Here is a 26,057-nt window from a genome sequence, read left to right as displayed (position 1 = left end):
TATCTTTACTCCAATTTCAATCATTTGTTCCACGTGAAAAATATACCATAAAACTATTTTCTAAGATACACCATCAACACAGAGATGTCGGCCGGTGTAACGCCGCTAATTCTTGATGCCTGTCCTATGGAAACAGGTTGAACCTTGATCAATTTTTCTCTCCCCTCCGTTGACAGCGATTTCACTTTGTGATAATCTATTCCTTGAGGTATTTGGAGAGAATCGAATCTATTAAATTTTTCTATTTCTTCTTTTTGCCGTTTGATATATCCATCGTACTTTAATTCTATCTCTATCTGTTCCACTATCTCTTTGTATAATCGATTATCGCAAACGGACAGGAGATGCGAAAAGAAAGCCGTAGAAACAATGGATTCACATTTCGCAAAGTCTAAAAAGCGAACATTTGTTCGTTTCAGGAGTTTTGCCAATTTTTCGTTTTCTTGAATAGTCCCAGCGTTTGCCGTTCTTAATAATGGATTTGCATCCTCCGGTGTCATTGAAAATTGATTGGAGAACAGCAGGCCTTCATTGATAAGGGTTTCCTTCTTTCGCAGTCGCGTTATTACTTCGTTAGGAATCAATCCTAACCCATGCCCAATTTCCATCAATCGTCGATCTGCGTTATCTTGACGAAGAACAAGCCGATGTTCGGCGCGTGAAGTAAACATCCTATAGGGTTCTTCAATGTCTCTATTTATTAAATCGTCAATCAAAACTCCAATATATGACTCAGCTCTTTTAAGAATGATCGGATCTTCTTTTCTTATATACTTCGTGGCATTAATTCCAGCCAACAAACCCTGCGCAGCTGCTTCTTCATATCCGGAAGTTCCGTTAATTTGTCCCGCAAAAAACATTCCGCTCACAAGTTTTGTTTCTAACGAAAGATTGAGCTGATGCGGTGGGAAATAATCATATTCTACGGCATATCCGGGGCGCAGCATCTTTACGTTATGCAATCCAGGAATAGTGTGTAGTCCCTCAAGCTGAATATCCGCAGGGAGGCTTGTTGAATACCCGTTTACATATACTACATTTGTATCATAACCCTCTGGTTCAAGAAAGATATGATGACGATCTCTGTCGGCAAAACGGTTAATCTTATCTTCAATCGATGGGCAATAACGCGGACCTACACCCTTAATTCTTCCGGTGAATAGTGGTGACCTGTCAAATCCTTTACGAAGAACACTGTGCGTCGCTGTGTTCGTATAGGTCAAGAACATTGGAACAAGGTTATTTTTGATTTTTGAATTTTGAAATGAAAATGGCTGTGGATTGATATCGCTAGGCTGTTCTTCAACCTTAGAAAGATCAATGCTTTTCTTATCAATTCGAGGCGGTGTTCCAGTCTTAAGTCTTCCGGAAATAAAACCTCGTCTTATTAAGCTTTCTGTTAAACCATCAGCAGAACTTTCAGCATATCTTCCCCCTATAATACTTTGTATCCCCGTGTGCATAAGTCCCCTGAGAAATGTGCCGGCGCACAGAATAAAAGCCTTACATCCAACTCTTGTTCCATCGTTAAGAATAACAGCATTAATAACTGAACTATTCGGTGAGTTTTGTTCTTCAACATCAATATCTCTTATCGTTCCTTCAAATACTTGAATATTTGACTGTTCTTCAATACGATATCGAGCTTCGTGGGAGTATAGTTCACGATCATTTTGAGAGCGTGGCGACCAAACCGCAGGTCCTTTTGAAAGATTGAGCATACGAAAGTGAATTCCGGTTGCATCGGCAATCTTTGCCATTTCTCCGCCGAGTGCATCAATTTCCCGGACAAGATGTCCTTTCGCTGTCCCACCAATTGCTGGATTACAAGACATCCTGCCAATTGCGACCTTTTCCATCGTTACCATTAAAACTTGGCAGCCCATTCGCGCAGCTGCTAAACTAGCCTCTATTCCAGCATGGCCGCCACCAGCTATAATAACATCGTAATTTGTGTAATTTAATCCGGGCAACGTTTGTACTCCATCTTCGTTTCACGTGAAACTAAGTACTATTTACCAATGCAGAATTTTGAAAAGATATTATTCAGTATATCTTCCGTAGTCACAAGGCCGATAATTTCTCCGATTGAATCTATCGCTGTTCTTAGATCAACTGCAATAAATTCTTCACTTTCCCCATTTTTTAGCGAGTCCAAAGCAGAAGTCAGACTTTGTTTTGCTCTCAATAACGCAGAATAATGCCTTTCATTGGTAATAATTACAGATTCTTTACTCTCCGCATGTGTTTTATTAAGAACTTTTTTGAATAATGCATCTTTGAGCCTTTCGATGCCAGTGTTATTCACAGCCGATGTCTCCACCACAAGGGTTTTTTCCGGTATATATTGAAGCGGTATTTTTTCATCTTGAAGATCTATTTTATTGTTTGCGATCACGAGCTCTTTATGGTTTTTGTTTTCTTTAATAATTTCAAGAAAATTCATTTCATCATGTGCTATTGTTTTTGTACTGTCGTGGACTAAGACTACTATATCCGATCCTGATATGACTTTCCATGTTCTATGTACACCTTCTTTTTCAACTGGATCTTCTGTCTCGCGAAGTCCCGCTGTGTCAATCATTCTAAACAGCACACCCTCGATTGTCATTTTCTCTTCAATGAAATCTCGTGTTGTACCGGGAACATTTGTTACAATGGCTCGATCCTCTTTAAGTAGTGTGTTCAGCAAACTTGATTTACCAGCATTTGGAACTCCAACCAAAGCAACGCGAACACCTTCACGCCATACTTTGCCATATTTATATGTTTTAATAAGTCGATCTATTTCTAGTATTCCGAGTTTGAATAAATTCTCTACCTTCTTTTTGTCAACAAGTGCAATGCCTTCTTCTGAAAAATCTAATTCTAATTCTAAGAGCCCAAGAGACTGGACTAATTGTTCTCGCACTACATGGATTTGTTTTGAAAGGGCGCCTTCTAATTGATCTAATGATGTTTGTCGTGCTTTATCTGATTGAGCCTGAATAATGTCGGCAATTGCCTCAGCTTGAGAAAGGTCTAATTTGCCATTGAGAAATGCCCGTTGAGTAAATTCACCTGGTTCTGCAGGGTCTATACCTGTTTCCAGTATACATTCCAACACTCGGCGTGTTACATGAATTCCGCCATGGCAGCTCACCTCGACTGTGTCTTCGCCTGTGAACGATTTAGGTGCGCGAAAGATTGTACATATAACCTCATCAACAGTCGCGTTTTGACTGTCGACAATGCGTCCAAAGTGTGCGGTACGATTTTTTGCTTTTACGAGGTTTTGTTTTCCCTTAAATCGACTAGCAACTTTATAAATTGCAGATTCACCGCTGACGCGTATAACCGAAATTGCTCCTTCACCTATTGGTGTTGCAATGGCGGCGATAGTCTTTTCTAATCGTCCTATCACTTTTTTTCTCTCCGTAAATAAATGTACGAAAAGCCATGTCCTTTAACAATGCTATAAAAACAAAACGTCCCGTCAAGTAATATGGACGGGACGTTTCAATAACGATTTGTATTCTCGTTAAATCATTTTTTTAGACGTGGTAAATCTTTTGTGAATTTAAATATTCCACCGCGAGGCTTCTTTTTTTGTTCAACTTTTCGAAGCGGCTCGTCATCATGCTGTTTATTGATTAATAATTGTTGACCAATAGACAATATGTTGAACACCGTGTAATACAAATTTAATCCTGCCGGAAAACCGTTAAATAAAAACGTCATCATAATTGGCATCATCCACACCATTGCTTTTTGCCGTGGATCTTTTGTTGTCATTTTCGTTTGAATAAACATGGTGACACCCATCAGTACGGCGATGCCGCTGATGTCTTGAATACCCACGAATGGCAGCTTGAACGGCAGGCGATAAATTACATCAGGAATCGATAAATCATGTATCCATCCAACAAAACTTGCTTGTCTCAATTCAATTGCTCCGCGAAACACTGCATATAATGCGTACATAATTGGCATTTGCAGTAACAATGGTAGACATCCGCCAGCAGGATTAACACCGTATTCTTTGTATAAATTCATTATTGACTGATTCATCTTTTGGGGATCATCTTTGTATTTTGTTCGCAACTCATCCATTAATGGCTGAAGTTTTTGCATTTTCTTCATCGACTTCATTTGACTCTTGGACAGCGGATGCATAGCCAGCTTAATGAGAATAGAAAAAACAATAATTACCAATCCCCAGTTGGGTACGACATAATGAATTGCTGTGAATATTGGCAGCATGATATATTCGGAAATAGGCCGGATCAACCATGCCCATCCTAAGCTCATTATGTTTTCAAGTCCCTTCTCGTATGACTTCAATACACTGTGTTGAAGCGGACCCAGAAACACCTTGAATGTACTGTTCTCTCTCGCCCCTCCCTTATATGGCATCTTTAAGGAAATGCCGTACGTCTCCTTTTCGCCATTGTCCGGCATTGCAGAGCGCGTTCCTTCCAAGTACGCACCTTCGCTTACATTTTCTGTTGGAATAAGTGCAACAGCAAAATATTTGTTGCGTGTTGCAACCCAATCGATAGCACCGGAAAATTCTTTTTGTTCTTTTTGATCATTTTTTGTTGCATCGATTTCTGCGAGTTCTTTGCCAGCGTACGCATATGCTGCTGCAAAACCCGATTCGTCAACGCTATTTTGTTCTGCATACCGGATGCCTTGTTCCCAGGCAACTTCATACTGGTAATTTGCAACTACAGAGCTTAGATTAAGCAATTGTATTTCAGTTTCGAAACCATACTCTTCATTGCGAAATTTCATCTTCTTCACAAGCTGTCCACCGTTGGAGGCGGGAAGAGTAAATATTACTTCAAATTCAAAATTTCCTTCAACCTTGACGTTGTTCCGAGGTGCCTGTACGTCAAAATAAAGATCTTTCGTGTTAATCACTCGCCCATCAGATGTTGTAAAGAGAACTGCAAAATCTCCGTTTTTCGTATAATCAACAAGTTGGACCGGATGTCCATCCCAAGTCTTAAATTTTTTAAGCTCCCACTTCTTAATTACCCCGCCTTTTGTCGAAACCTCCGCTGAGTATAAATCAGTCTCTATGGAAATAATTTTTTCTATTCCTTTCGCGCGCTCGGAAAAGAACTTTCCGTACGGATTCGTTTCTTGCGTTTCTTTTGGCTCTGGCGGTTTCTGCCGATTGAGGGCCTTAACCGTATCTTTCGCTTGTCCCATTTTTGCGGTTTGCTCCACTGGCTTCTGTTTCTGTACAGGCGAATTAAGCCACATCCACACAACGAGAACAACGAAAATCAAAATAAAACCAATTGTTGATTGTCGATCCATAAGAATTTTTACCTCAAAGCTTCTTGTGAATAATTAAGGAACTGGGTCATATCCGTTTGAGGTGCTAAACGGATGACACTTTGAAATTCTTTTAATGGTAAGCCAAAATCCGCTCATAAAACCATGTGTTTCAATTGCCTCTAGAGAATAGTTTGAACAAGAAGGATAAAAACGACAGTGGTTAAATGGGAGCAGCCCTGAAATAAAGCGTTGATACAGTCGAATTATTAGAATAAACGCTTGCTTCATGTTTTTATCTGGGGCAAACAAAATTTATTGTTGAGGAAAGTTCAGCAAGTGCATTATTTATATATGAAAATCGGCACTTTTTCGGTAAGGTTTTCATATCGCCGTTATACAAAAAGACAATTTCTAGCAGTGTTTCAGGCTCGATATGTCCGAAAAACTCCTCCCTTTTAGTTCGAAACGCTTCTTTCATCCATCTTTTAAACAAATTGCGGTGGGCTGCTTTCCGTATCCCTCTTGACACTGCAAAACCGACTCGTAATGACGTTTGCTCCGATAGAGACGTACACACAAAAGCTTTTATTGGCTTACTTTCGTATTTTTTACCACGAGTGATTACTCTAGTAAACGATCCAAACCCACTTAGAGTTTCAATTGATGGCTGTAAATGAGGCATACACGCCTCGTCTTTCCGGCAGGTTTGTTCTTTTATTTTTCGCTACTCACAGAAAGTTTTTTTCTGCCTGCGGCCCGTCGTCGGTTAATTACTTTTCGACCATTTTTTGTCGACATCCGCGCGCGAAATCCATGTGTATTTTTTCTTTTTCGCTTATGTGGCTGATACGTTCTCTTCATTGTAATGGACTCTTTCTTGTGTGCCTTTTGTTTTTAGTTTAATTAACTTACGAAAATATTGGTGTACAAACAAGAAAACATGTTGGATGATCTTTTTGCATTGCTATCAAAAATATTTTCCCTATTGTAAAAATTCCTCTTGCATGCTTCCACCATTGGTGCTATAATAAAGTTCGATTGCTAAGCTAAACACTGGTGTTGATAACTTGTGGAAAACCAACGGCCGGTAGATATTTGTGTGCTTGCTTGTCGGTGATATCTTGTTCTATTGAGATAACGGTATTGTTTTTTGCTCCACTTTTAGTCTGTGTATATAAATGTGAATAAGTTGTTTGTTGTTTAGATGGAGAGTGCTATGTTGCTGCCCGCTCAAGCCGGCCAAATTTCTGACGATCAGGTCCTTGCAAACCAAACATGGGAACGATGCCTATCGATTATCAAAGATCAGGTTTCTTCGTTGAGCTATAAAACTTGGTTTCAGCCCATTATCCCAATTCGTCTGAATGAAAAAGATTTAACGGTTCAAGTCCCCAGTCAATTTTTTTATGATTGGTTAGAAGAACATTACAATACACTGATTCGAAATACAATCACAAGCGTTATTGGGGAATCCGGAAAACTATATTACTTTGTTGCTTCTGAAGAACCCGCTTCAATCCAGCCGGCACAACCCGAACACGAGACGGTCTTGCTAACAAACGATCCAGCACGTACACCGTTTGCTCCTCATGTACCTTTTCGTACAGAAAACTTACAATCAATTCGTAATAATTTAAATCCCCGCTATTTATTCGACAACTTTATTAAGGGTGACTGCAATCAGCTTGCCCGTGCTGCAGCAATGGCTGTTGCGAACAATCCTGGTGGTACTTCGTTTAATCCTCTAGTATTTTATGGCGGTACTGGACTTGGAAAAACACATTTGATGCACGCTCTTGGAAACCACGCGGCAGTCAACGGCAAAGCAAAACGAATTGCGTATATATCAAGCGAAAAATTTACTGTCGACTTTATCGAATCTGTGCAGGGGGATAAGGTTACCGAGTTTTCTTCGTTTTATAGAAGTATGGATTTATTGATTGTTGACGATATTCAGTTTTTTGCTGGAAAAGAAAAAACCCAGGACAATTTTTTTCACACCTTTAACACACTCTACCAGCTTGGTAAACAAATTGTTCTTTCTTCTGATGTTCCACCGAAAGAACTACACGGGTTGGATGAACGTTTGATTTCTCGTTTTCAATGCGGACTTACCGCAGATCTTCAACCTCCCGATCTCGAAACACGCATAGCTATTCTTCAAAAGAAGAGCGAAGAGAACTCTTTAGAGTTGCCAACAAATGTTATCGATTTTATTGCTGCAAATGTCACAAAAAATATTCGTGAACTTGAGGGATGCCTTATTAGCCTCCTTGCAAGAGCTTCCCTAGAAAACCGTGAAATTGGCATAGACCTTGCGAAAGACGTATTGCGAGTTGTTGTTAACGATATTCACACACCTCTTACTATTGAGCAAATACAAAATGTTGTTTGCGAATATTTTAATATTCCTGTTGATCTTCTTCGCGCTAAAACAAGAAGACAAGAAATCGTTGTCGCTCGGCAGATTGCAATGTATATCGCAAAAGACATGACGAATTCTTCACTCAAAACAATAGGTATGCACTTTGGTGGAAGGGACCATAGTACTGTTATTCATGCATGCCAAGCTGTGGAGGACTTCTTAAAAACAGACAATAAACATAAACAACATATCGATCAAATACGTAGAACTATCGAACTTAATAGGTAATGTCGTTACGAGTTATACACTTGTTGATAACGTGTTTATTATTGTTCCTGTTGTGTGAATAAATTTTTTTAATTTTAGATTTTTACTCCTTTATAAATAAACTGTTTACAAATCGTTTTATTTAAACATTATATACACACTATCTTATATGTGTATTGCGTTCTCCTTATGTTGTTATAGTATGAATTATTTGTTTATACACAGTATCCACATTCTTATTATAAGTATTATTATTTCTTTAAAATATATTAATTATATACACTGAGTTATATTGTGTATTGCCTAAAAAATAGGTAAATTCACACAAACCTGAAGTTTAAGTATTATAGGAGTTTTCGTAATGAAATTTACAGTTGAAAGCAGTGAACTCCAAAAAGCACTGATGAAAATCAGTGGTGTTGTTCCATCTAAATCAACACTTCCAATATTAGAGAATATTCTTTTTTCTCTATCAGCTAATTCCCTTAAACTTATTGCTACAGATTTAGAAATTTCTATGTCGGCAACTTTAGATGTAAAGGGAAATGAAGATGGATCTATCGCTGTACCAGCTAAAAGGGTTATGGATACGTTAAGAGCTTTACCAGAGACACAACTGAATTTTCATGCAGACACAACAACAAACAAAATTCGTATGATTACCGATAACGGAGAATACAATCTTATAGGTGAAATAAGTCAAGATTATCCAGCTGTCCCTGAATTTAAAGGTGAAAGCGAAATTGTGTTTGAAGGGTCTTTAATAGGATCTATGATTTCAAAAACTATTTTCTCTGTCAGCACAGATGAATTACGTCCTTCCATGACCGGGTTGCTTCTCCAATTCAAAAACAATGTAATGAACGCCGTAGCAACAGACGGACACCGTCTCGTTCGTGTTGTCTATTCAAATATCAACCAAGCAAAACCGCATAAAGATATTATTGTGCCGGCAAAAGCACTTATTTTAGTGTCAAAAGCTATTGAAAGCGGCTCTAATACTCTTTCGGTTAACACGACACACATTAAGTTTTCATTTAAAAACTTTACACTTACTTCACGATTAATTGAAGAAAGTTATCCTAATTATGAAAGTGTAATACCGCTTGACAACGAAAAAAAATTGTCTGTGAATAGAAATATGTTATTGGCATCGGTACGAAGAGTCTCTCTTTACTCAAGCAACACAACACACCAAGTTCGATTTTCAATGAGAAAGAACGAATTAAAAATTGCTGCAGAAGATATTGATTTTGGTGGTGAAGCACGTGAGCATATCACATGTGTATACAGCGCAGATGATTTAGAAATTGGTTTTAATGCCACATATCTTGTTGATATTCTTTCTCATATTGATTCTGATGAAGTTGTGTTTAGTTTCAGCAGTTCTGTCAAGGCGGCAATTATAACGCCGGCAACCATAAAAGAAAACGAAGATGTCTTGATGTTGGTTATGCCCATGCGCCTCAATGTCTAATACGACATCACAAGGTGTTGGTGTTATCGTTGATAGCCCCATTCTGAAGAGGAACTGGGGCTATCGTGTTGTAAGCAAGGTAACCTTGGATTGAAATTACAGCGGCTAGCACTCGAAACGTTTCGTAACCATGAACAAACCATTGTTGATTGTTCCTCGGGTGTAAATCTTTTTTTAGGGGACAATGGTGAGGGGAAGACAAATATACTTGAAGGTATTTCTTATCTTTGCCTCTCAAAAAGTTTTTATGCAGCAAACGATACAATTGTCATGAATGTTCAGAAGAACGGGTTTGTTGTCACGGGGGGTTTTCTTTCTGACGGTAATATATTTTATGAAGCACGGGTAGTGTTTGATAAACTACAAAATCAAAAAACAATTACTGTGAATAAAGCAAAAGTTGATAAAGCGTCATCTCTCCTTGGCCAGTTTCCCATGGTAATTCTTTCACCAGAGCAGAGCTCTATTACAATTGGTTCTCCGTCGGACCGAAGACGATTTGTAGATTTTGTTATCTCTCAATCGAGCAGAACATATTTAGAATATCTTTTAGATTATAGGCGGATATTAAAGCAGCGAAACAAAATTTTGTCGGACATGCTGTTTTCGCATAAAGAAAACAACACCGCAATTGAGCCATGGAACGAAAATCTTGTTCATGTTGGCACCGCGATTGTAGAGAAACGCATTGAGTTTATTGAAGATTTTCAAACAATTGTGATTGATTCATACGCAACCATTGCCGGAAAAGCAGAAAGCCCAGAGATTTCTTATGTGCCGTCGTTTGAATGTGCCGGGAATGGTAAAGAGGCGATAGAAACGACTTTTCATCAGGCGCTTAGAGATCGCAATCAAGAGGAATGCCGCATCGGGCATTCGCTTGTTGGACCTCATCGTGACGAATTTATTTTTAAGATTAACAAGCTTGAGGCACGGAATTTTGCGTCACAAGGACAACATAAAACTTTTTTAATTGCGATCAAACTGGCAGAATTTTTTTACTTAAAGGATCGATGCAACGAGACACCCATTTTATTGCTTGATGATGTTCTTAGCGAGATGGATGGACGTCGATCTCAGAAATTGTTAGAAACGATAGCAGAGCTTGGGCAGGTCTTTATGACGTCAACCGACGAAAGAGCACTCAACTGGATACCGATTGTTACTTCAAATCCGCGAAAGTTCTTTGTAAGACAAGGTACTATTAATCGTGTCGAAGACGCTGCGAACATCCGTTAGACCTATCGGTTCTGCATTAGACGAACTCGTAAAAGGTTTAGGAATTCAAAAGAAGCTTCAAGAGTACGATGCTGTTGTCTATTGGGAAAGTGTTGTTGGAGAACGCATTGCGCAAATGACAACAGCAACACGAATTTTGCAAGGCGTCCTGTATGTGCATGTAAAAACAGGCACATGGAGAAACGAATTAACGCTGAGAAAAAAAGAAATTATAGATAAACTTAATATCGTCATTGGAATCAACGTAGTGAAAGATATCAAGTTTCAATAAATGGACAAAATTAAAACGGAAGTAACGTGAAAGAAGAAAAAAATAATAAAACAACAAAAAGCAACGGTTCAAGCGACTACAGCGCCAGTGACATCACTGTACTTAAAGGGTTAGAAGCTGTGCGTCGACGTCCGGCAATGTACATTGGCGACGTCAGTGCACGCGGCCTTCATCATCTCGTCTATGAAGTTGTGGATAACTCGATTGACGAAGCGCTTGGAGGGTACTGCAAGAACATAGACGTATGTATTAACAACGACGGCTCTGTTACCGTGGAAGATGACGGTCGCGGTATTCCGACCGATATCCATAAAGAGGAAAAACGTTCGGCACTTGAAGTTGTTATGACGGTATTACATGCTGGAGGAAAATTCGATAAAAATTCGTACAAGGTTTCAGGTGGTCTTCACGGTGTAGGCGTTTCCGTGGTAAACGCGCTGAGCGAGTGGCTGGAAGTAGAGGTGTACCGCGATGAAAAAACATATTATCAGAAATATAAAAAAGGCGACCCCGTTGCACCAGTGAAAACAATTGGCAAAGCGGTGCGTGGAAAAAGCGGCACGAAGATTACGTTTATGCCAGATGGAACGATTTTCAAGAACCGCATATATAAATTTGAAACACTTGCTGAGCGTCTCCGTGAACTTGCTTTCTTAAACTCCGAAGTCACCCTCAACATCAAAGATGTCCGATCCAAATCAAAGGAAGAAGAAAGTTTTCATTTCAAAGGCGGTATTGTAGAATTTGTGAAATATATCGATTCAACACGTCCGTCCATAATGAAAAAAGTGATGTACGCGAAAGGGAGCGCAAACGACGAGAACGGCCGAGCGGTTGAAGTAGAGATAGCATTCCAATATAACGATCAATACACAGAAAATTTATTCAGCTACGTTAACAATATCAATACGCATGAAGGCGGAACACACCTTGTTGGATTTCGCACTGCGCTGACCCGCACACTGAACAATTATGCGTCAAAGAACGGTATTGTAAAAGAGGGCGGCGTGCAATTGACGGGTGATGATTTCCGTGAAGGATTGACAGCGATTATCAACGCAAAAGTGCCGGAACCGCAGTTTGAAGGCCAAACAAAGACAAAACTGGGCAATAGTGAATTAAAAAGTATTGTTGAATCAATTTTTGGGCCTGCACTTTCAGATTGGCTGGAAGAAAATTCTCCGGACGGTAAGCGCATTATAGATAAATGCCTGCGTGCAGCGGAAGCGCGCGAAGCTGCAAGAAAAGCGCGTGATTTGACAAGGCGCAAAAACGCATTCGATGGTGGAGGGTTACCCGGAAAACTTGCCGACTGTTCCATCAACGATCCTGAACATTGCGAACTTTATGTTGTTGAAGGAGATTCTGCCGGAGGCAGCGCTAAGCAAGGGCGCGACCGGCGCTTCCAAGCAATTCTTCCATTAAAAGGAAAAATTCTGAATGTCGAAAAAGCACGCATACATAAAATTTTAGAAAACGACGAAATACGCGCTATCTTTACCGCCATTGGTGCCGGCATGGGCGAGACGTTTGATGCAAGTAAAATTCGCTACGGTAAGATCATTATCATGTGCGACGCCGACGTGGACGGTTCACATATTCGGACGCTTCTGCTAACACTTTTCTTCCGCTATATGAAGGAAATTATAGAACTGGGACACCTTTACATCGCACAGCCGCCACTCTATAAGGTCAAAAAAGGGAAACAGGAATTTTATGCTTTTGATGAAGAAGAACGCGACGAAATTATTAAGCGTTTGAAAAGCGAAAAGAAAGGCAAGGCGGAAAAAATTGAAGAAGAAGAAAAAGAAGAACAACTTGTTGTGAATGAAGAAGGTGTGATAATTAAAGAAGGGGGCATGGCAATTTCACGATTCAAAGGTCTGGGTGAAATGAATCCTGAACAGCTATGGTCCACCACCATGAATCCGGAAACGCGCACCGTCCTCCAGGTATCAATTGAAAACGCAGCAGATGCCGATCGCACATTTTCTATTCTCATGGGCGACGACGTGGAGCCGCGCCGCGAGTTCATCGAGAAGAATGCAAAGTACGTACGAAACTTAGATGTGTAATGAAGAAAAGTGACAACCGAAAAAGAGAACTAAAACGACATGGCAACGATAAGCGAAAAAATAATACCGGTTGATATTGAAGATGAAATGAGAGGATCGTACATCGATTATTCGATGTCGGTTATTGTGTCGCGCGCCCTACCAGATGTTCGGGATGGTCTCAAACCAGTGCACCGGCGTGTGTTGTTCGGTATGCAAGGACTTGGATTGGCAAGTAATCGTGCATATAAAAAAAGCGCACGTATCGTTGGAGAAGTTCTCGGTAAATATCATCCGCATGGCGATTCTGCTGTGTACGAAACAATGGTGCGCATGGCGCAGGATTTTTCAATGCGCTACATGCTTGTAGATGGGCAAGGAAACTTCGGCTCGGTTGATGGTGATTCGCCTGCGGCAATGCGCTATACAGAAGCGCGCCTTACTAAAATCGCAGAAGAGATGCTTAAGGATCTCGAAAAGAATACTGTGAACTTTGCGCCAAACTTTGATGACACGCTCGAAGAACCAACGGTGATGCCATCGCTTATTCCCAATCTCTTATGTAATGGCACCAGCGGCATTGCAGTTGGCATGGCAACCAATATTCCTCCGCATAATTTGCGTGAAGTGATTGACGGCTGTGTCGCCTATATTAAGGATTCGAATATCAGCAATGAAAAGCTGATGAAACATATTCTTGCGCCGGATTTTCCAACAGGTGGAATTATCTACGGGTATGGAGGTGTGAAAGATGCGTACACAACAGGACGCGGCAAGGTTGTTGTCCGCGCCCGCGCCAGCATTGAAACGGGTAAGGGTGAACGTCAGCGAATTATTATCACAGAGCTGCCATATCAAGTGAACAAAGCATCGCTTATTGTCAAGATCGCAGATCTCGTCACAGAAAAAAAATTAGAAGACATTTCTGATGTTCGAGATGAATCCGATCGCGACGGGTTGCGCGTTGTTGTTGATTTGAAACGTGAGGCGAATGCCGAAGTCGTGCTCAACAATCTTTACAAGCACACACCGATGCAAACAACATTCGGCGTTATTATGCTCGCCCTGGTGGACGGCCGTCCAAAGGTGCTTCAGCTGCGCGAATTCATACAGCACTTCATCGAGCATCGCAATGAAGTCATAGTACGGCGTACAAAGTTTGATTTGGATGAGGCCGAAAAACGTGCACATATTCTTGAAGGGTACATCATCGCGCTCGACAACATAGATGCAGTGATCGCACTCATCAAGAAATCGAAAGATGTCGAAAGCGCCAAGCTGGGTTTGATGAAAAAATTTAAGCTGTCTGAGATTCAAGCAAAAGCGATTCTCGACATGCGCCTGCAGCGGTTAACCGGTCTTGAACGTAAAAAAGTGGAGGATGAATACCGCGAGACAATTAAACTTATCGAAAGACTAAAATCAATTTTGAAGAATAAACAGCTCCAGATGAAAATAATAGAAGAAGAGCTGGTTGCAATGAAAGAGAAGTACGGCGATGACCGCAGAACCGAGATTGTTTATAAGGCGGAAGAATTTAGCATTGAAGACATGATTGCCGAAGAAGAAGTTGTTGTGACGATTAGCCACAGCGGCTTCATCAAGCGGTTCCCCGTATCAGGTTATCGACGGCAATCACGCGGCGGCAAGGGCGTTACCGGAGCCGCAACACGTGAAGACGATTTTGTTGCTCATATGTTTATCGCCAGCACTCATGATTATGTGCTTATCTTCACCGATAAAGGACGATGTTATTGGCTGAAAGTGTTCGAGATTCCCGAAGGCGGAAGAACCGCAAAAGGGAAATCGATTAACAATGTTATCGACAAAGATCCGGACGAAAAGATTGCCTCATTCATCGCGGTTAAAGAGTTTGACGATACACATTTTGTTTTTATGTTCACAGAGTTGGGGTTAGTGAAAAAAGTTGTTCTATCAGAATTTAGCAATCCTCGACGCAACGGTATTGTTGCGGCAAACTTGAAAAAAGGCGATCAACTCACCGATGTAAAGCTCACCGATGCAACGCAGGATATTGTCATCGGAACGCAAAACGGACTGGCCATTCGTTTTCACGAAGATGAAATTCGACCCATGGGCCGTTCGGCGGCAGGTGTACGCGGTATCCGGCTTGGCAAAGGAGACAAGGTTGTTGGAGCGGTGAATCTGCGGCGCAAAGGCACAACTATTCTTGTTGCAACACAGAAAGGTTTCGGCAAACGCAGTGAAGAAGACGAGTATCGCATTAGCCACCGGGGCGGTAAAGGTATTTTTACCGTGAAGGCATCTGAAAAAACCGGAAAGATGGTGGCGATTAAAGAAGTTGTCGATACGGACGATGTTGTGATCGTTACAAGCGATGGTATGGTTATTCGTCAGCATGCAGCGGATATTCGAGTGGCAGGGCGCAACACGCAAGGCGTACACCTTATACGACTAAAAGAAGGTGATTCGGTTGCAGACGTAGCTGCTGTTGTTGCCGAGGAAGAAGAAGAGAAACAACTTGCCGAGAAAGAAAAAAATGGCGCTAATATTAAATCATCAACACCGGATAAACCATTAATCGGTGGAAGAGATGAATTGAAACAAGAGAACATCGTTACACCAAAATCCGATAAAAACGAAAAGAAAAAACCAGCTTCGCCAACGAAACCAGTAAAGAAACTATCCAAAAAAAAGAAAAAGTAAACCGAAGAAAATAAGTATAACCAGGAAATACCGTTATCGTAAAAATTCGGTTCTTAATGTTGAACGCCGGTAATAATTCTGCATTATTTTTTGTTGTGTGTTTTTCTCTACCGTTCGTATCTTTACGATCCGGATAAATCTGTTTGTAATATTAAATCAGAGGAGAATATTATTTCAACTGAGAGTAAAATAAGTTTCAGGAAAAAAGTTCAATATTGGTTTCCGGCTTTTCTATGGATAGGTTTTATCTTTTGGATGTCAACAGGAATATTTTCTGCACACAATACTTACCTGTTCTTCGTACCGCTGCTGCGTTTTTTTTCGCCGTCCATTTCCCAGAAAGAAATAATTGTTGTTCATTTCATCATACGGAAACTGGCACACGTTACCGAATACTTTATTTCAGGACTTTTACTTTTTCGAGCTTTTAGAAATGGCTCCGACAAGCAGAGGGAATGGCTTTGGGCGTTTTCTTCCTTCTTCGTCGTTGTGATGATAGCTGCCAGCGACGAGCTACACCAATCATTTGTCTATACGAGAACAGCCTCTTTCGCCGATGTTGGTATCGATATACTAGGAGGATTTCTTGCTCAATGCGCGAGTGTTTTGATATACCGGCGTCATCGACAATAAAAAACCGTGCCGCTTCTCATACTACATATAATTTGAGAGGTAAGCTAAAAGGAGAAATGGAATAGATTTCACATTTACTTAAACAATCCTTTTAACGCACCTTTTGCTTTCTTGGTTATATCGTCCGCTTGCTTTTTCTTCTCTTGATCGATGCGATTTTCGATATCTTTTTTCTTTGCCTCTACCACTGCAAGCTTGTCATTGAACTGGTTCTCGTAATCTTTCAGGCGGTTTGTTACCATATCTTTCTTTTCAGCTAACAGTTTTTCTACCTCTTGGCGTTTTTCCGCAATTTTTGCATTCAGTTTGTTGCGGAGATCATTCTGAATTTTCGCTACTTCGTCTCCAATGACTTGCTTCGTGCGCGATGTCAGTTGATCGTCAAGGTCGGTTGTAAATGCGACATCAAACTTATCTTCATTTCGCCACATTCTTAAATTGACATTAAAGCCCTTAATAGAAGAAAGCACATCGTGCACAATACGTTCAACCATTCCATTGGGATCGCGCTCAAACGCTAAGTTCATATTTTTAAATACAATCTTTGTGTTTGAATCAAAATGATTACCCGGCACATCGACAACAATAGAAGCATCAGCAACTGCATTTGACACTTTCGCAGGCAGAAAATCTGACTGTCCTAAAGACATTTCTGTAACTGCTAAGCCGGAAAGCCGTGCTTTATAATTGTCTACAGCAATCTCCTTGCGGCGATCGAAAAATGCGTCAAGAGAAAGAGTTGTTGTTCCACCTTTGGTTGCCATCAAATCAACAGTGAGCGGTAAACCGGTAATACGCTGGTCGTTGCTGATGTTGAGTACTTGTCCTTTGGCATAGAAGTACTGTGGGTCATTCGCTTTGTCCGTGCCGCCGGAAATAAGAATTTTCTTGATCCAGAATTTTGGGTAAGCGCGTTCGACAGGGAATGGAATGTTTTGTCCCTTTAATCGCTTGGGCGTTTCAATTTGCGGTTTATCAGAAGAGTTTTGTATTTTTGTTCTTGCAAGCTCAACATAGCCGAGATATTTATATGCTTTATTTAAAAGATCTTTTCCCATGACCATCTCTGCAATACCCTTCATTGAAACATCCGGCAGATGCGCCATGCTTACAACATTTCGAAAATCCTGTGTCGCAAGATCGTCCAAATCTTTCATAGAACCGTTGAACTTATTAACACCATCAGTCAATACAGTCTTTTGATTATTAAAAGAAGTTTTTACCTCGTTAGCATTATTAAGAATATTTTTTGTGTTATTTAAAGCATCGCTTGCCGACTGTATATCCTTAATTGCTCCCACATCAATTGATTTTGCTTTGGATTCAATCTCTGCAAGTTTCGCTTTTGATTTATCCATATCATTTAAAGTAGCCTGCCATTGCGTGCTTGCATCGTTGATTTGTTTTTTAAGTGTGTCGATGTGGCGGTATGTAGCGAGGTTGTTAGGATTCAACAAGCTGTCGATTTTTAATTCGCGCTTGATCTTGTCAATATCAAATGATGGTGATGTTTTTGAACCCCCAGGGTTCAGAGACGACTTTGCTTGTTCCGTGAGCGGAGGAAGGATTGCAATGGGTTTCCCCGTCGAATCAAATTGTAACTGTTGAGATGTCGAAATATTTTCTTTTGGTTTAGGAATGGAACCATCCGTTGCGCGTTGAGTGCCAAGGATAAGATTGTTCACTTCCATGGTTTCGATGATGTACTTGCCGCGTAATAACTGGCCGAAATTCAAGGCAAATTTTACTTTGCCGGTTTCAAATGCATTCTTCCAACCATCGTCGGGACTCGTAACCTGTAAACGGGCGAACTCAACACCAATCGGATTGATTGTTACATGTAAGCGGTCAATTTCTACTTTTGCACCGACAGCTTTTTCACCAGCATATTCAAGTCCAGATGTAATCCAGCTATCGACAAATAAATAAACAATGATCGAAAAAATGATAAAAGGAATAAGGATAAAAAGTACAAATTTCCTTCTCATAGTACACCCCCCAGGTTCCGTACGCGCTTATACCATTGTACGAGAGAACTTCGGTCTATAATCTGATAGATTTTCATATTGCGCATCCGAACTCCGAGGGTTGCGCGGTACGCAATGACGAATTTCTTCATTCCGAAATAAATTGGCGTAAAGAAAATGAGGGCACTAACAAAACTTCCAATAACCACCGTATTGTTAAAGCGGGTGAGCGGAGCAATGGGCGCATTGTAAAGTATTGTCCACAATCCCTTCAAGCCGTCGATATCTACAAGCAAGAAATATCCTAACCGATGAAATATTGGATCGAAGATGTATGCGATCAGCGCAAACAGTCCCAGTGAGAATGTCGCTGCCGATAAATTGACATCTAACACAAGTATAATCAGCCACACCACCAACCCTTGAAGTGTGAGCATAGGAGATAAACCGAGAATGGAGCCAAGCGCGAAGCCACCGGCAACCTGCGCCGGTGTCTGCCCCTCTCGCAAGATTTTTATAAAATTTGTGACGAGTTTAAGCCAGAACATAGGAATTAACTCCGAGCAGTTATTTGATTAATACGTCGACAATAAGATAACCGTTCAGAATGTATCTATCAAGTATTGAAATTACAAATAACCAATATTCTTTTACTGAAAAAATGGCGGGACGAAAGCATTTGAAAAATTAATATAGATGGAATCCGTCTTTGAAATAGAACTTATCTATATCGAATAAAGGTTATTCTTCTAGAGCTTACGCTTATTGCCCCGACAACATTCAATCGCGCTGCACTTGAGTTACCGCTAACATTCTTGTGGTGCATGACTGCTTGTTGTACACCGTATGTATTCAACATTTGGTTTACATAACACACAAAGAGAAAAAAGTGATTTGTTTTACTTTGAACCAACCCATGTTACATTATGCCAAATGGTTTCGAGTGGTCCTTTCGTGCGGTGTTTAAACCACCATGAACTAAAACATCCCTGCAGCACGGCCAACACAATACCGATAAGTAAACAAAATGTTGCGCCAGTGTATTGGTATAAACCCAATCCAAAACCATAGTAAATAAATGAACCAATGATAGATTGCATGATATAGTTTGACAAACTCATACGCCCAAAAGATGAAAAGACATTTAAAAATCGATGAAAAAATCTGGTTTGAAAAAGCAAAACGAAACCCGATACTAATACCAACATAAAAGCCATATTTGACCAAGAAGATATGATGGTTATTAATGGACGGTGAATTGCTACGCTATTCACCCAATGACCAATGCCGTTTTTAGCAATAAACAATGGGATGAACAATATAAATGCAATGATCAGTGTTTTAACCCAAAACCGTTTAGATTCGGCAGACATTACGAAAAGAGCTTTGCGGCCGGCCAACATACCGAACATAAATAATGATGCCGTTTGAAAAACCCGTCCATTTTCCCAATTCCAGATTAATACCCCTATTTTTCCTGTAGTCAAATTACCAATCCATGTTTTTAGTAATGAATTGCCGGTGATGTATTCACCAATCTTACCAAAGTATGACCATGATACAGGATCGACCATTTTTAAATCGGGATTTTGTAATCCATTTAAAAAGTTGATCCACTCATAAGGCTGAAGCATCAATAAAAATGCAATCCAAAATACAGTACTATTTCCCAGCGTGGCGACAGGGATCAACACGAAACCAATAACTGCATAAATAGTAAGAATATCCCCTTCGTAGAACGCAGAATTGATGAGACCAAAAGCAAGCAAAAGAACTAACCTCCAAGCAAATCGTCCCCTAAAATCTTTGCCTCTTTTCTCTTGATTATTTGATTGAATGAAAAACGTCAGACCAAAAAGTAGAGCGAAAATAGCATATGATTTTCCGCCAAACAGAAAAAATAAGCTGTCCCAAATACCTTTATCTAAACGAACCATCCAAGCAGGAAGATTCGTTGGAGAGTAATAGAAATCGAAATGTTCGATATTGTGTAAAAACATGATCGATACAATAGCAAAACCACGCAACGCATCAACGACATGAATACGTGATTCAATTGAAGTCTTAGTTTTATTGGCACTTTGATTATCAACATTCATATTTTTTATATAATTTTCTTTGTCTACCATAGAAGAGTCACTACTCTAAACAAAACAGTACCGAGTTTTCTATCTAATCTCAAGAGTATTAATAAAAACTTTTCATGAAAAGACAGAGAACCGGGGTTTCTTCAAAGAGAGAATTATGGCAGAATAGAATCCTCCGCATGGTCTTTGTAGATGGAGCCCATCTTTGAAGATGGGCTCCATCTGACTATGCGAAAATAGCTTATCTAGAATTTAAGCTGAACGCAACGCATTGACAATATTTAATCGCGCCGCCCGCACGGCAGGTAAAAAGCCGCCGGCAAATCCCATAAAAAGCGAAAAGAGAAGTGATGTAAAAGCAATGGAAGGCGACAGCGCAAACGAAAATTGCAGCTCAGAAAAAGATTGGTAATTCAATGTCGAGATGGAAAAGAATTGCAGGAATGATGCCAAGAATAATCCGATCACACCGCCAATCAATGCAAGGGAAAGCGATTCGATTAAAAATGCCGACAGCACACTGCGGCGCCTGAATCCGAGCGCGCGTAATGTTCCTACTTCCACCGTACGGTTTGCGACGGCGGCGTACATCGTAATCATCGCGCCGATGGTTGCACCGAATGAAAAAACAACTGTGATGAAAATACCGAGGATGCGGATAAATGTCGCCATTGCCTCCGATTGCTCCTCAAAAAATTTCTTTTCAATCTTTGGCTCGAATTGCTGCAGCCGCGGCTCGGCATCAAATGCTGCCTTGAAGGCATTAAACGCATCAGGCTGATCAAGTTTAAACGTCATTGTTGAGTAACCGCCCTGGCGGTTAAAGGCATCCTGCAGCTGATCATTGTCGCCCCACATCTCTGAATCAAACCCGCTTCCGCCAGCATCAGATTTCCCAACAATTGTCCATTGATTACCACCGAAAGTTACCATAGAACCGATTTTTGTATCGGTAAAATTTTTTACTATTGCTGAACCGGCGACAACTTCACGCGCTCCTGCTTTAAACATTCTGCCTTCTACAATGTGTACTTGTGGGCGCAGGAGGAACGCTTCTTGTGCAACGCCGCGCACAGTTACGTTGCTTAACCCGCCTGTCTTTTTCGGTAAGTTGATGATAACAACTGTTTCACCGGATGCCAGAGGTTTGCCGTCAGCTTGTTTTGCAATATGCGGAAGCGTAAGCATGATATTATAATCGTTACGGACAATAATACTGGAGATTTCTCCGTTTGCTGATTTACGTGCCACGATAACGTTGTCCGGCATACCTGTTGCAACGAGAGTTTTCTGAATACCATGCGCAAGCATAAGAACCGCGGCGAACACAAAAACAACAAGTGCAATACCTGTAACAGTAATTGCTGTCGTAAGCCTGCGCGATTTAAAATTGCGTAATGTATATTTCAAGGGAATTTTCATAAAAAAGACCTTTCAAAAACACTAGCTTCATCAAACTAAAAACAATCTTTTATAAGAACTATGATTTTATTTATTGGCGATTGATTATTATTAATCGACTCCCTTATCCCGCAAACCTTAAACCATCAACAATCTTTGTTCTTAATGCACGCTGGATCGGAAAGATCGAAGCAGCAACACCGATAAGCAATGCAGCGCTCGCGGCAATAATAAGCGTTGAAGGAGTTATGAAAAAGTACGGAAAGAATCCTTTGGGTACAACCGCTTCAATGCCGGCAACGACCGGGTAAGTGAGCAACACTCCTGCACCCGCGCCGAGTGCTGAGATAAACAATGATTCGCCGAAAATAAGTCCGAATAAATGTCCGCCGGAAAATCCGAGCGTCTTCAGTACCGCATATTCGCATGTTCGCTCGCGTGCAGACATGATCATTGTATTGCCGAGTACGAGCATAATAATGCCAATAATAATGTAAGAAACAGCGTTCATCGCATTAAGCAGCGAGCTGAACCCCGAAATAAAACCCTGTGTAAATGCACGTTCTGTTTCTGTTTTGGTTGAATTCGAAGAATTTTTAAAAGGTGTATCAACTTGTTCCGAAATAGCTGCGGCTTGTGCCGGATCCTTAATTTTAATAATATACCAGCCAACGTTTCCCGCTCGTCCTGGCATTTCCACTTTCATACGTTCATCGATCGATGACCAGTGAAAAAACATTTGCGTTCCATCGGTCGATTTATCTCGCGGTTTATAAATGCCGCGGACAACAAACTCCCATTTGCCCGGATAAATGTCGCCATCAATGGGAATAATATCGCCGATCTTAAAGCCGTATTGTTTTGCAATTGTCGAGCCAACAATACACGAGTTGCGTTCCTGTTTGAATGTTTCAAGTTCTTTTGCGCTAATAAGGTATTCAGGATATACATCGAAAATTGTTTCGGGATCAACGCCCATACGTGCGAAAAAATTATTTTTATCTTTATACGTCCCCCCGAACCAATTAGCAAAAGATACTGTTTCGACACCTGGAATTTTTGCTATCTTGTCCCGGTATGAATAAGGAAGCGGGAAAACGAACGAGACTGAATGCCGCGTTATGAGGCGATTCGCGGCGGTTGCCTCCAATCCCTCATAATACATATCCACAACGGTGCGCAAAACGCCGAAAGCCATCACAGCAATCGCCATACCAAGGATGGTAAGCGACGTCCGGAGTTTATGACGTAATGCATTTTTAAAAATAAGTTTAAGTACTCGCATACGAACTCCTTAAGACAATTCGCCTTTGTCGAGGTGATGAACAACTGTGGCCTTTTCCACTGCGCGCGGGTCATGCGTCACCATCACGATGGTTTTTTTATATTCTTTATTCAAACGCTCGAGTAAAGTCATAATCTCTTCGGCCGAGTGTTTATCAAGATCACCAGTCGGTTCATCGGCAACCAGCAATGTAGGATCGGTCACGATGGCACGGGCAATAGCCACACGCTGTTCTTGTCCGCCCGAAAGTTGTTTAGGATAATGCCGAGTCCTGTCGCCGAGGCCGACGACATCGAGTGCAAGATCGACATGCTTTTTGCGTTCAGCTTTTGATAATGATGTTAAAAGAAGCGGAAGCTCGACATTTTCAAATGCCGTGAGTACCGGAAGAAGATTATAAAATTGAAATACAAACCCGATATGCTGCGATCTCCATTTTGCCAGCGCCGACTCGTTGAGTTTTGCGATATCGATACCGCCGACAATAATATTCCCTTTGCTTGGACGATCGATGCCCGCAATGAGATTGAGCAATGTTGTTTTTCCGGATCCGGATGGACCCATCAATCCGAAAAACTCCCCTTCATTCACTTCTATAGTGATATCATTTAGAACAGGAACTTCAAAACTATCCCGCCAATATGATTTTGAAACATTTTGAACCTGTATGACGGTATTTGCCATAATGGAATCCTTTAATATTGAGAATTCAGGATATAGTAATCATAAAAAAATGTACTGCATAAAATCTTTCTTATACATAACTAAATGTATCACATTCCATCTTCTGCATTATTGTATTTTTACTTTCACACCTTCAACAATGGCGGCATTGATATTGTCGATAACTTTTTCTCCTGGTGTGAGGCCGCTCAGTATTTCTGTCGATGTGCCTAAGTGACGGCCGATCGTGACAACAACGGACGTTGCAGTGTTATCGTTCATAGTGTACACAATTTTCTTTCCGTCTCGTTCCGTAACAGCAGTTGAGGGAATGGATAAAAATGGCTTTTCTTGCATTTCGTTTTTTTCTGCCTGTTTTGTAAGGAATAAAACTTTTGCACCCATTTCCGGCAACACGCGGCTATCATAATTTCTAAATGCCACTTTCACCATAACGGTTGCTTTTGAACGGTCGGCAGTCGGAACAATTTTTGCAACAAGTCCTTCATAGCGCAATCCCGGGTACGCATCAAGCGTTATTTCGCATGGTTGATTATTGTTCACATTCTCGATATTTGATTCAGAAACATCGGCTTCTACTTGCAAAGATGTCATATCGGCAATCGTTACAACCGCAGATTTCGAGCCCACACTTGCCGCCATTGGTACAACCATTTCACCGATATCTGCATTTTTAGCGAGCACGGTTCCATTAAACGGTGCTCGAATAAGAGTGTTTTCCAACGACACTTCCGCACCGGTTACCATCGCTTTTGCTACCTCAATCGAGGCAGCAACGCGCTGTTGACGTGCATCTGCAGCATCATATTCCGCTTGTGTCGTCAATCCTTTTTCCAGAAGAGATTTCTGACGCGCAAGAGATCGCTGTGCATCTTTCAAATCCGCTTCGTTCAACCGGAGATTTGCACGTGACTGTTCGAGCAAAGCACGAATGTCGGAATCTTCCAGGCGCGCAATAATTTGATCCTTCTTCACACGATCCCCCTCCACAACCCCAAGAAATACCAGCCGTCCCGTCCCCTTGGATGCGACGGCAGCTTTGCGCTGCGCGACAACATAGCCGCTTGCCGTGAGCACTGCATTTGATTGTGACGGAGACGTCCAAGCCGCTGTTACAAGTTTTACTTCTATAACAGGGGAAAATATTTTCTGGGAAAGATAAAATGTGCCGGCAACAAGAATAATTATTGTCGCAGCAATTCCTATAAACATTCCAGTTTTTTTGGGTGGTCCATCCTGTACGCCTTGTGAACGATGAATGCGAAGTGCTGAAAGATCGATGTTTTTTGTTTCCATAAAGTGCTTCTTCGGGGTTGAATTCAGATACCTTGGGTATTGTCACCTAAAACGAACTTTGTGCCATAAAAGTTGCAGTTACACGGAAAGTTCAGTAATAGTAAAATACATTTATTTCTTCTTTAAAGCTTTTTCAATTTTACCATCTCAACGTATACGAAAAACACAGAAAAACTACAATAATTTCGGCAGATAACGGAGGGGAGTCGGCGAGTAGCGTCTCCAATGAGGATTTCGTCTTATGGAGCAGGTTTATTGGTAAGAAAAATAAGCAGATTCTAATTCTGCAGTACCGGATTTTGTTTACTATATGTATGACATCAGTCTGACGAAATCATTCCAGTCTCTCTTGATTCGTAGGATCAAGTCCATTTCTACTTAGAACATCGAACACATCAAATTGGACTCCGGTCACAATCAACAACCTTATCTCAACAGAGCATGTGAAATTCAATGAAACCGGACAGATCAATCAAAGCGATTATGCGTTTCTTTTTCGAGGGATAAAAAGAATCACTTCCGTCGAAGATCTTTAATAGATCGAGAAAAGATTATAGATACTTGCAGTCATGCTAATCTTATGACGAGATCCTTTGAGTGACCAATAATAAAATGCATTGTTCACATTGAGCGGCGTATAAATTTCTTCGAACAACTGGGAATATGAATACGCGACGCTCACGGTTAGGTAAGAGGTCGTTGGAATCTTGAGCATCACATCGAGACCGAATGCTGCCGGATACCGTGTCGCTCCTGTATCCCGTACAGTGGTAAAATAGGAATCCGTGACTTGAGTTGAAGGCACGAATAATGGAGCATAACGGTCATAGTCTGCAGTTCCCCAGAGCCATGATGGAGTGATGTGAAGGGAGGCGTTATGACCATCAGGATTTTGAGCATAAAGCGACCCGGCACTACAAAGCAAAAATGCAACGATGAAATATTTCATGATAACTCCTACGATCTTGAACGAAGAAAAATTTTCTTAATGAGTTATAATGCATGATGTGACACGGAATATCAACACCGGAGGGTAAGTAAAAAACTACCTTGCCCAGAATTATGTGTCATT

At 40.9% G+C, this 26,057-nt stretch carries 21 protein-coding genes; 7 read left to right on the top strand and 14 right to left on the bottom strand.

Annotated features, from left to right (window positions below; all coding sequences use genetic code 11):
- Positions 1-53: 53 nt before the first annotated feature.
- From mnmG to rpmH, 6 genes are all read right to left on the bottom strand, one after another.
- The gene (gene mnmG / locus NTX44_15735) at positions 54-1,973 is read right to left on the bottom strand and encodes a tRNA uridine-5-carboxymethylaminomethyl(34) synthesis enzyme MnmG (protein MCX6123064.1); all 1,920 of its coding nucleotides are present in this window, start codon (positions 1,971-1,973) and stop codon (positions 54-56) included.
- 38 nt (positions 1,974-2,011) lie between these two features.
- On the bottom strand, positions 2,012-3,403 hold the full coding sequence (gene mnmE / locus NTX44_15730) for a tRNA uridine-5-carboxymethylaminomethyl(34) synthesis GTPase MnmE (protein ID MCX6123063.1): 1,392 nt from the start codon (positions 3,401-3,403) through the stop codon (positions 2,012-2,014).
- 122 nt (positions 3,404-3,525) lie between these two features.
- Entirely contained in the window at positions 3,526-5,310 is a 1,785-nt protein-coding gene (gene yidC, locus NTX44_15725; protein ID MCX6123062.1) for a membrane protein insertase YidC, read from the bottom strand.
- 33 nt (positions 5,311-5,343) lie between these two features.
- Positions 5,344-5,559 (bottom strand): membrane protein insertion efficiency factor YidD, encoded by a 216-nt coding sequence (yidD, locus tag NTX44_15720; GenBank protein ID MCX6123061.1) that lies wholly within the window; start codon positions 5,557-5,559, stop codon positions 5,344-5,346.
- A gap of 4 nt (positions 5,560-5,563) precedes the next feature.
- Positions 5,564-5,953, bottom strand: coding sequence for a ribonuclease P protein component (rnpA, locus tag NTX44_15715; protein ID MCX6123060.1), 390 nt, complete (start codon positions 5,951-5,953; stop codon positions 5,564-5,566).
- Between the two features lie 32 nt (positions 5,954-5,985).
- Positions 5,986-6,132, bottom strand: a complete 147-nt coding sequence (gene rpmH / locus NTX44_15710; protein ID MCX6123059.1) for a 50S ribosomal protein L34 — start codon at positions 6,130-6,132, stop codon at positions 5,986-5,988.
- A gap of 355 nt (positions 6,133-6,487) precedes the next feature.
- Here rpmH and dnaA point away from each other — a divergent pair, with 355 nt between their 5' ends.
- From dnaA to NTX44_15675, 7 genes are all read left to right on the top strand, one after another.
- On the top strand, positions 6,488-7,924 hold the full coding sequence (gene dnaA / locus NTX44_15705; GenBank protein ID MCX6123058.1) for a chromosomal replication initiator protein DnaA: 1,437 nt from the start codon (positions 6,488-6,490) through the stop codon (positions 7,922-7,924).
- A 340-nt stretch (positions 7,925-8,264) separates the two neighbouring features.
- Positions 8,265-9,380 carry a DNA polymerase III subunit beta gene (gene dnaN, locus NTX44_15700; GenBank protein ID MCX6123057.1) on the top strand — a complete coding sequence of 372 codons (1,116 nt, stop codon included), beginning with the start codon at positions 8,265-8,267 and terminating at the stop codon, positions 9,378-9,380.
- 90 nt (positions 9,381-9,470) lie between these two features.
- Positions 9,471-10,619, top strand: a complete 1,149-nt coding sequence (gene recF / locus NTX44_15695; GenBank protein MCX6123056.1) for a DNA replication/repair protein RecF — start codon at positions 9,471-9,473, stop codon at positions 10,617-10,619.
- The gene (locus tag NTX44_15690; GenBank protein ID MCX6123055.1) at positions 10,591-10,890 is read left to right on the top strand and encodes a DUF721 domain-containing protein; all 300 of its coding nucleotides are present in this window, start codon (positions 10,591-10,593) and stop codon (positions 10,888-10,890) included. The genes recF and NTX44_15690 overlap by 29 nt, the downstream gene beginning before the upstream one ends.
- A 26-nt stretch (positions 10,891-10,916) precedes the next feature.
- Positions 10,917-12,965, top strand: coding sequence for a DNA topoisomerase (ATP-hydrolyzing) subunit B (gyrB, locus tag NTX44_15685; protein MCX6123054.1), 2,049 nt, complete (start codon positions 10,917-10,919; stop codon positions 12,963-12,965).
- Between the two features lie 39 nt (positions 12,966-13,004).
- Positions 13,005-15,632, top strand: a complete 2,628-nt coding sequence (gene gyrA, locus NTX44_15680; protein ID MCX6123053.1) for a DNA gyrase subunit A — start codon at positions 13,005-13,007, stop codon at positions 15,630-15,632.
- A gap of 93 nt (positions 15,633-15,725) precedes the next feature.
- Positions 15,726-16,265, top strand: coding sequence for a VanZ family protein (locus NTX44_15675; GenBank protein ID MCX6123052.1), 540 nt, complete (start codon positions 15,726-15,728; stop codon positions 16,263-16,265).
- 74 nt (positions 16,266-16,339) lie between these two features.
- On the opposite strand, the gene NTX44_15670 is transcribed toward NTX44_15675, so the two are convergent.
- The 8 genes from NTX44_15670 to NTX44_15635 all read right to left on the bottom strand — a co-directional run bounded on the left by NTX44_15670 (position 16,340) and on the right by NTX44_15635 (position 25,934).
- Entirely contained in the window at positions 16,340-18,253 is a 1,914-nt protein-coding gene (locus NTX44_15670) for a TIGR03545 family protein (GenBank protein MCX6123051.1), read from the bottom strand.
- Positions 18,250-18,780 carry a TIGR03546 family protein gene (locus tag NTX44_15665; protein ID MCX6123050.1) on the bottom strand — a complete coding sequence of 177 codons (531 nt, stop codon included), beginning with the start codon at positions 18,778-18,780 and terminating at the stop codon, positions 18,250-18,252. The genes NTX44_15670 and NTX44_15665 overlap by 4 nt, the downstream gene beginning before the upstream one ends.
- Before the next feature lie 351 nt (positions 18,781-19,131).
- On the bottom strand, positions 19,132-20,361 hold the full coding sequence (locus NTX44_15660; protein MCX6123049.1) for a DUF418 domain-containing protein: 1,230 nt from the start codon (positions 20,359-20,361) through the stop codon (positions 19,132-19,134).
- 210 nt (positions 20,362-20,571) lie between these two features.
- Positions 20,572-21,741 carry an ABC transporter permease gene (locus NTX44_15655; protein ID MCX6123048.1) on the bottom strand — a complete coding sequence of 390 codons (1,170 nt, stop codon included), beginning with the start codon at positions 21,739-21,741 and terminating at the stop codon, positions 20,572-20,574.
- A 103-nt stretch (positions 21,742-21,844) separates the two neighbouring features.
- The gene (locus NTX44_15650) at positions 21,845-23,005 is read right to left on the bottom strand and encodes an ABC transporter permease (protein ID MCX6123047.1); all 1,161 of its coding nucleotides are present in this window, start codon (positions 23,003-23,005) and stop codon (positions 21,845-21,847) included.
- Between the two features lie 9 nt (positions 23,006-23,014).
- Positions 23,015-23,689, bottom strand: coding sequence for an ABC transporter ATP-binding protein (locus tag NTX44_15645; protein MCX6123046.1), 675 nt, complete (start codon positions 23,687-23,689; stop codon positions 23,015-23,017).
- 108 nt (positions 23,690-23,797) lie between these two features.
- Positions 23,798-24,985, bottom strand: a complete 1,188-nt coding sequence (locus tag NTX44_15640) for an efflux RND transporter periplasmic adaptor subunit (GenBank protein ID MCX6123045.1) — start codon at positions 24,983-24,985, stop codon at positions 23,798-23,800.
- A gap of 532 nt (positions 24,986-25,517) precedes the next feature.
- Entirely contained in the window at positions 25,518-25,934 is a 417-nt protein-coding gene (locus NTX44_15635; protein MCX6123044.1) for a hypothetical protein, read from the bottom strand.
- Between the last annotated feature and the right edge of the window lie 123 nt (positions 25,935-26,057).

It is taken from the genome of Ignavibacteriales bacterium (genome assembly GCA_026390575.1).
GTDB lineage: Bacteria > Bacteroidota > Ignavibacteria > UBA10030 > UBA10030 > Fen-1298.
This window is presented reverse-complemented; position numbering and strand designations above follow the sequence as displayed.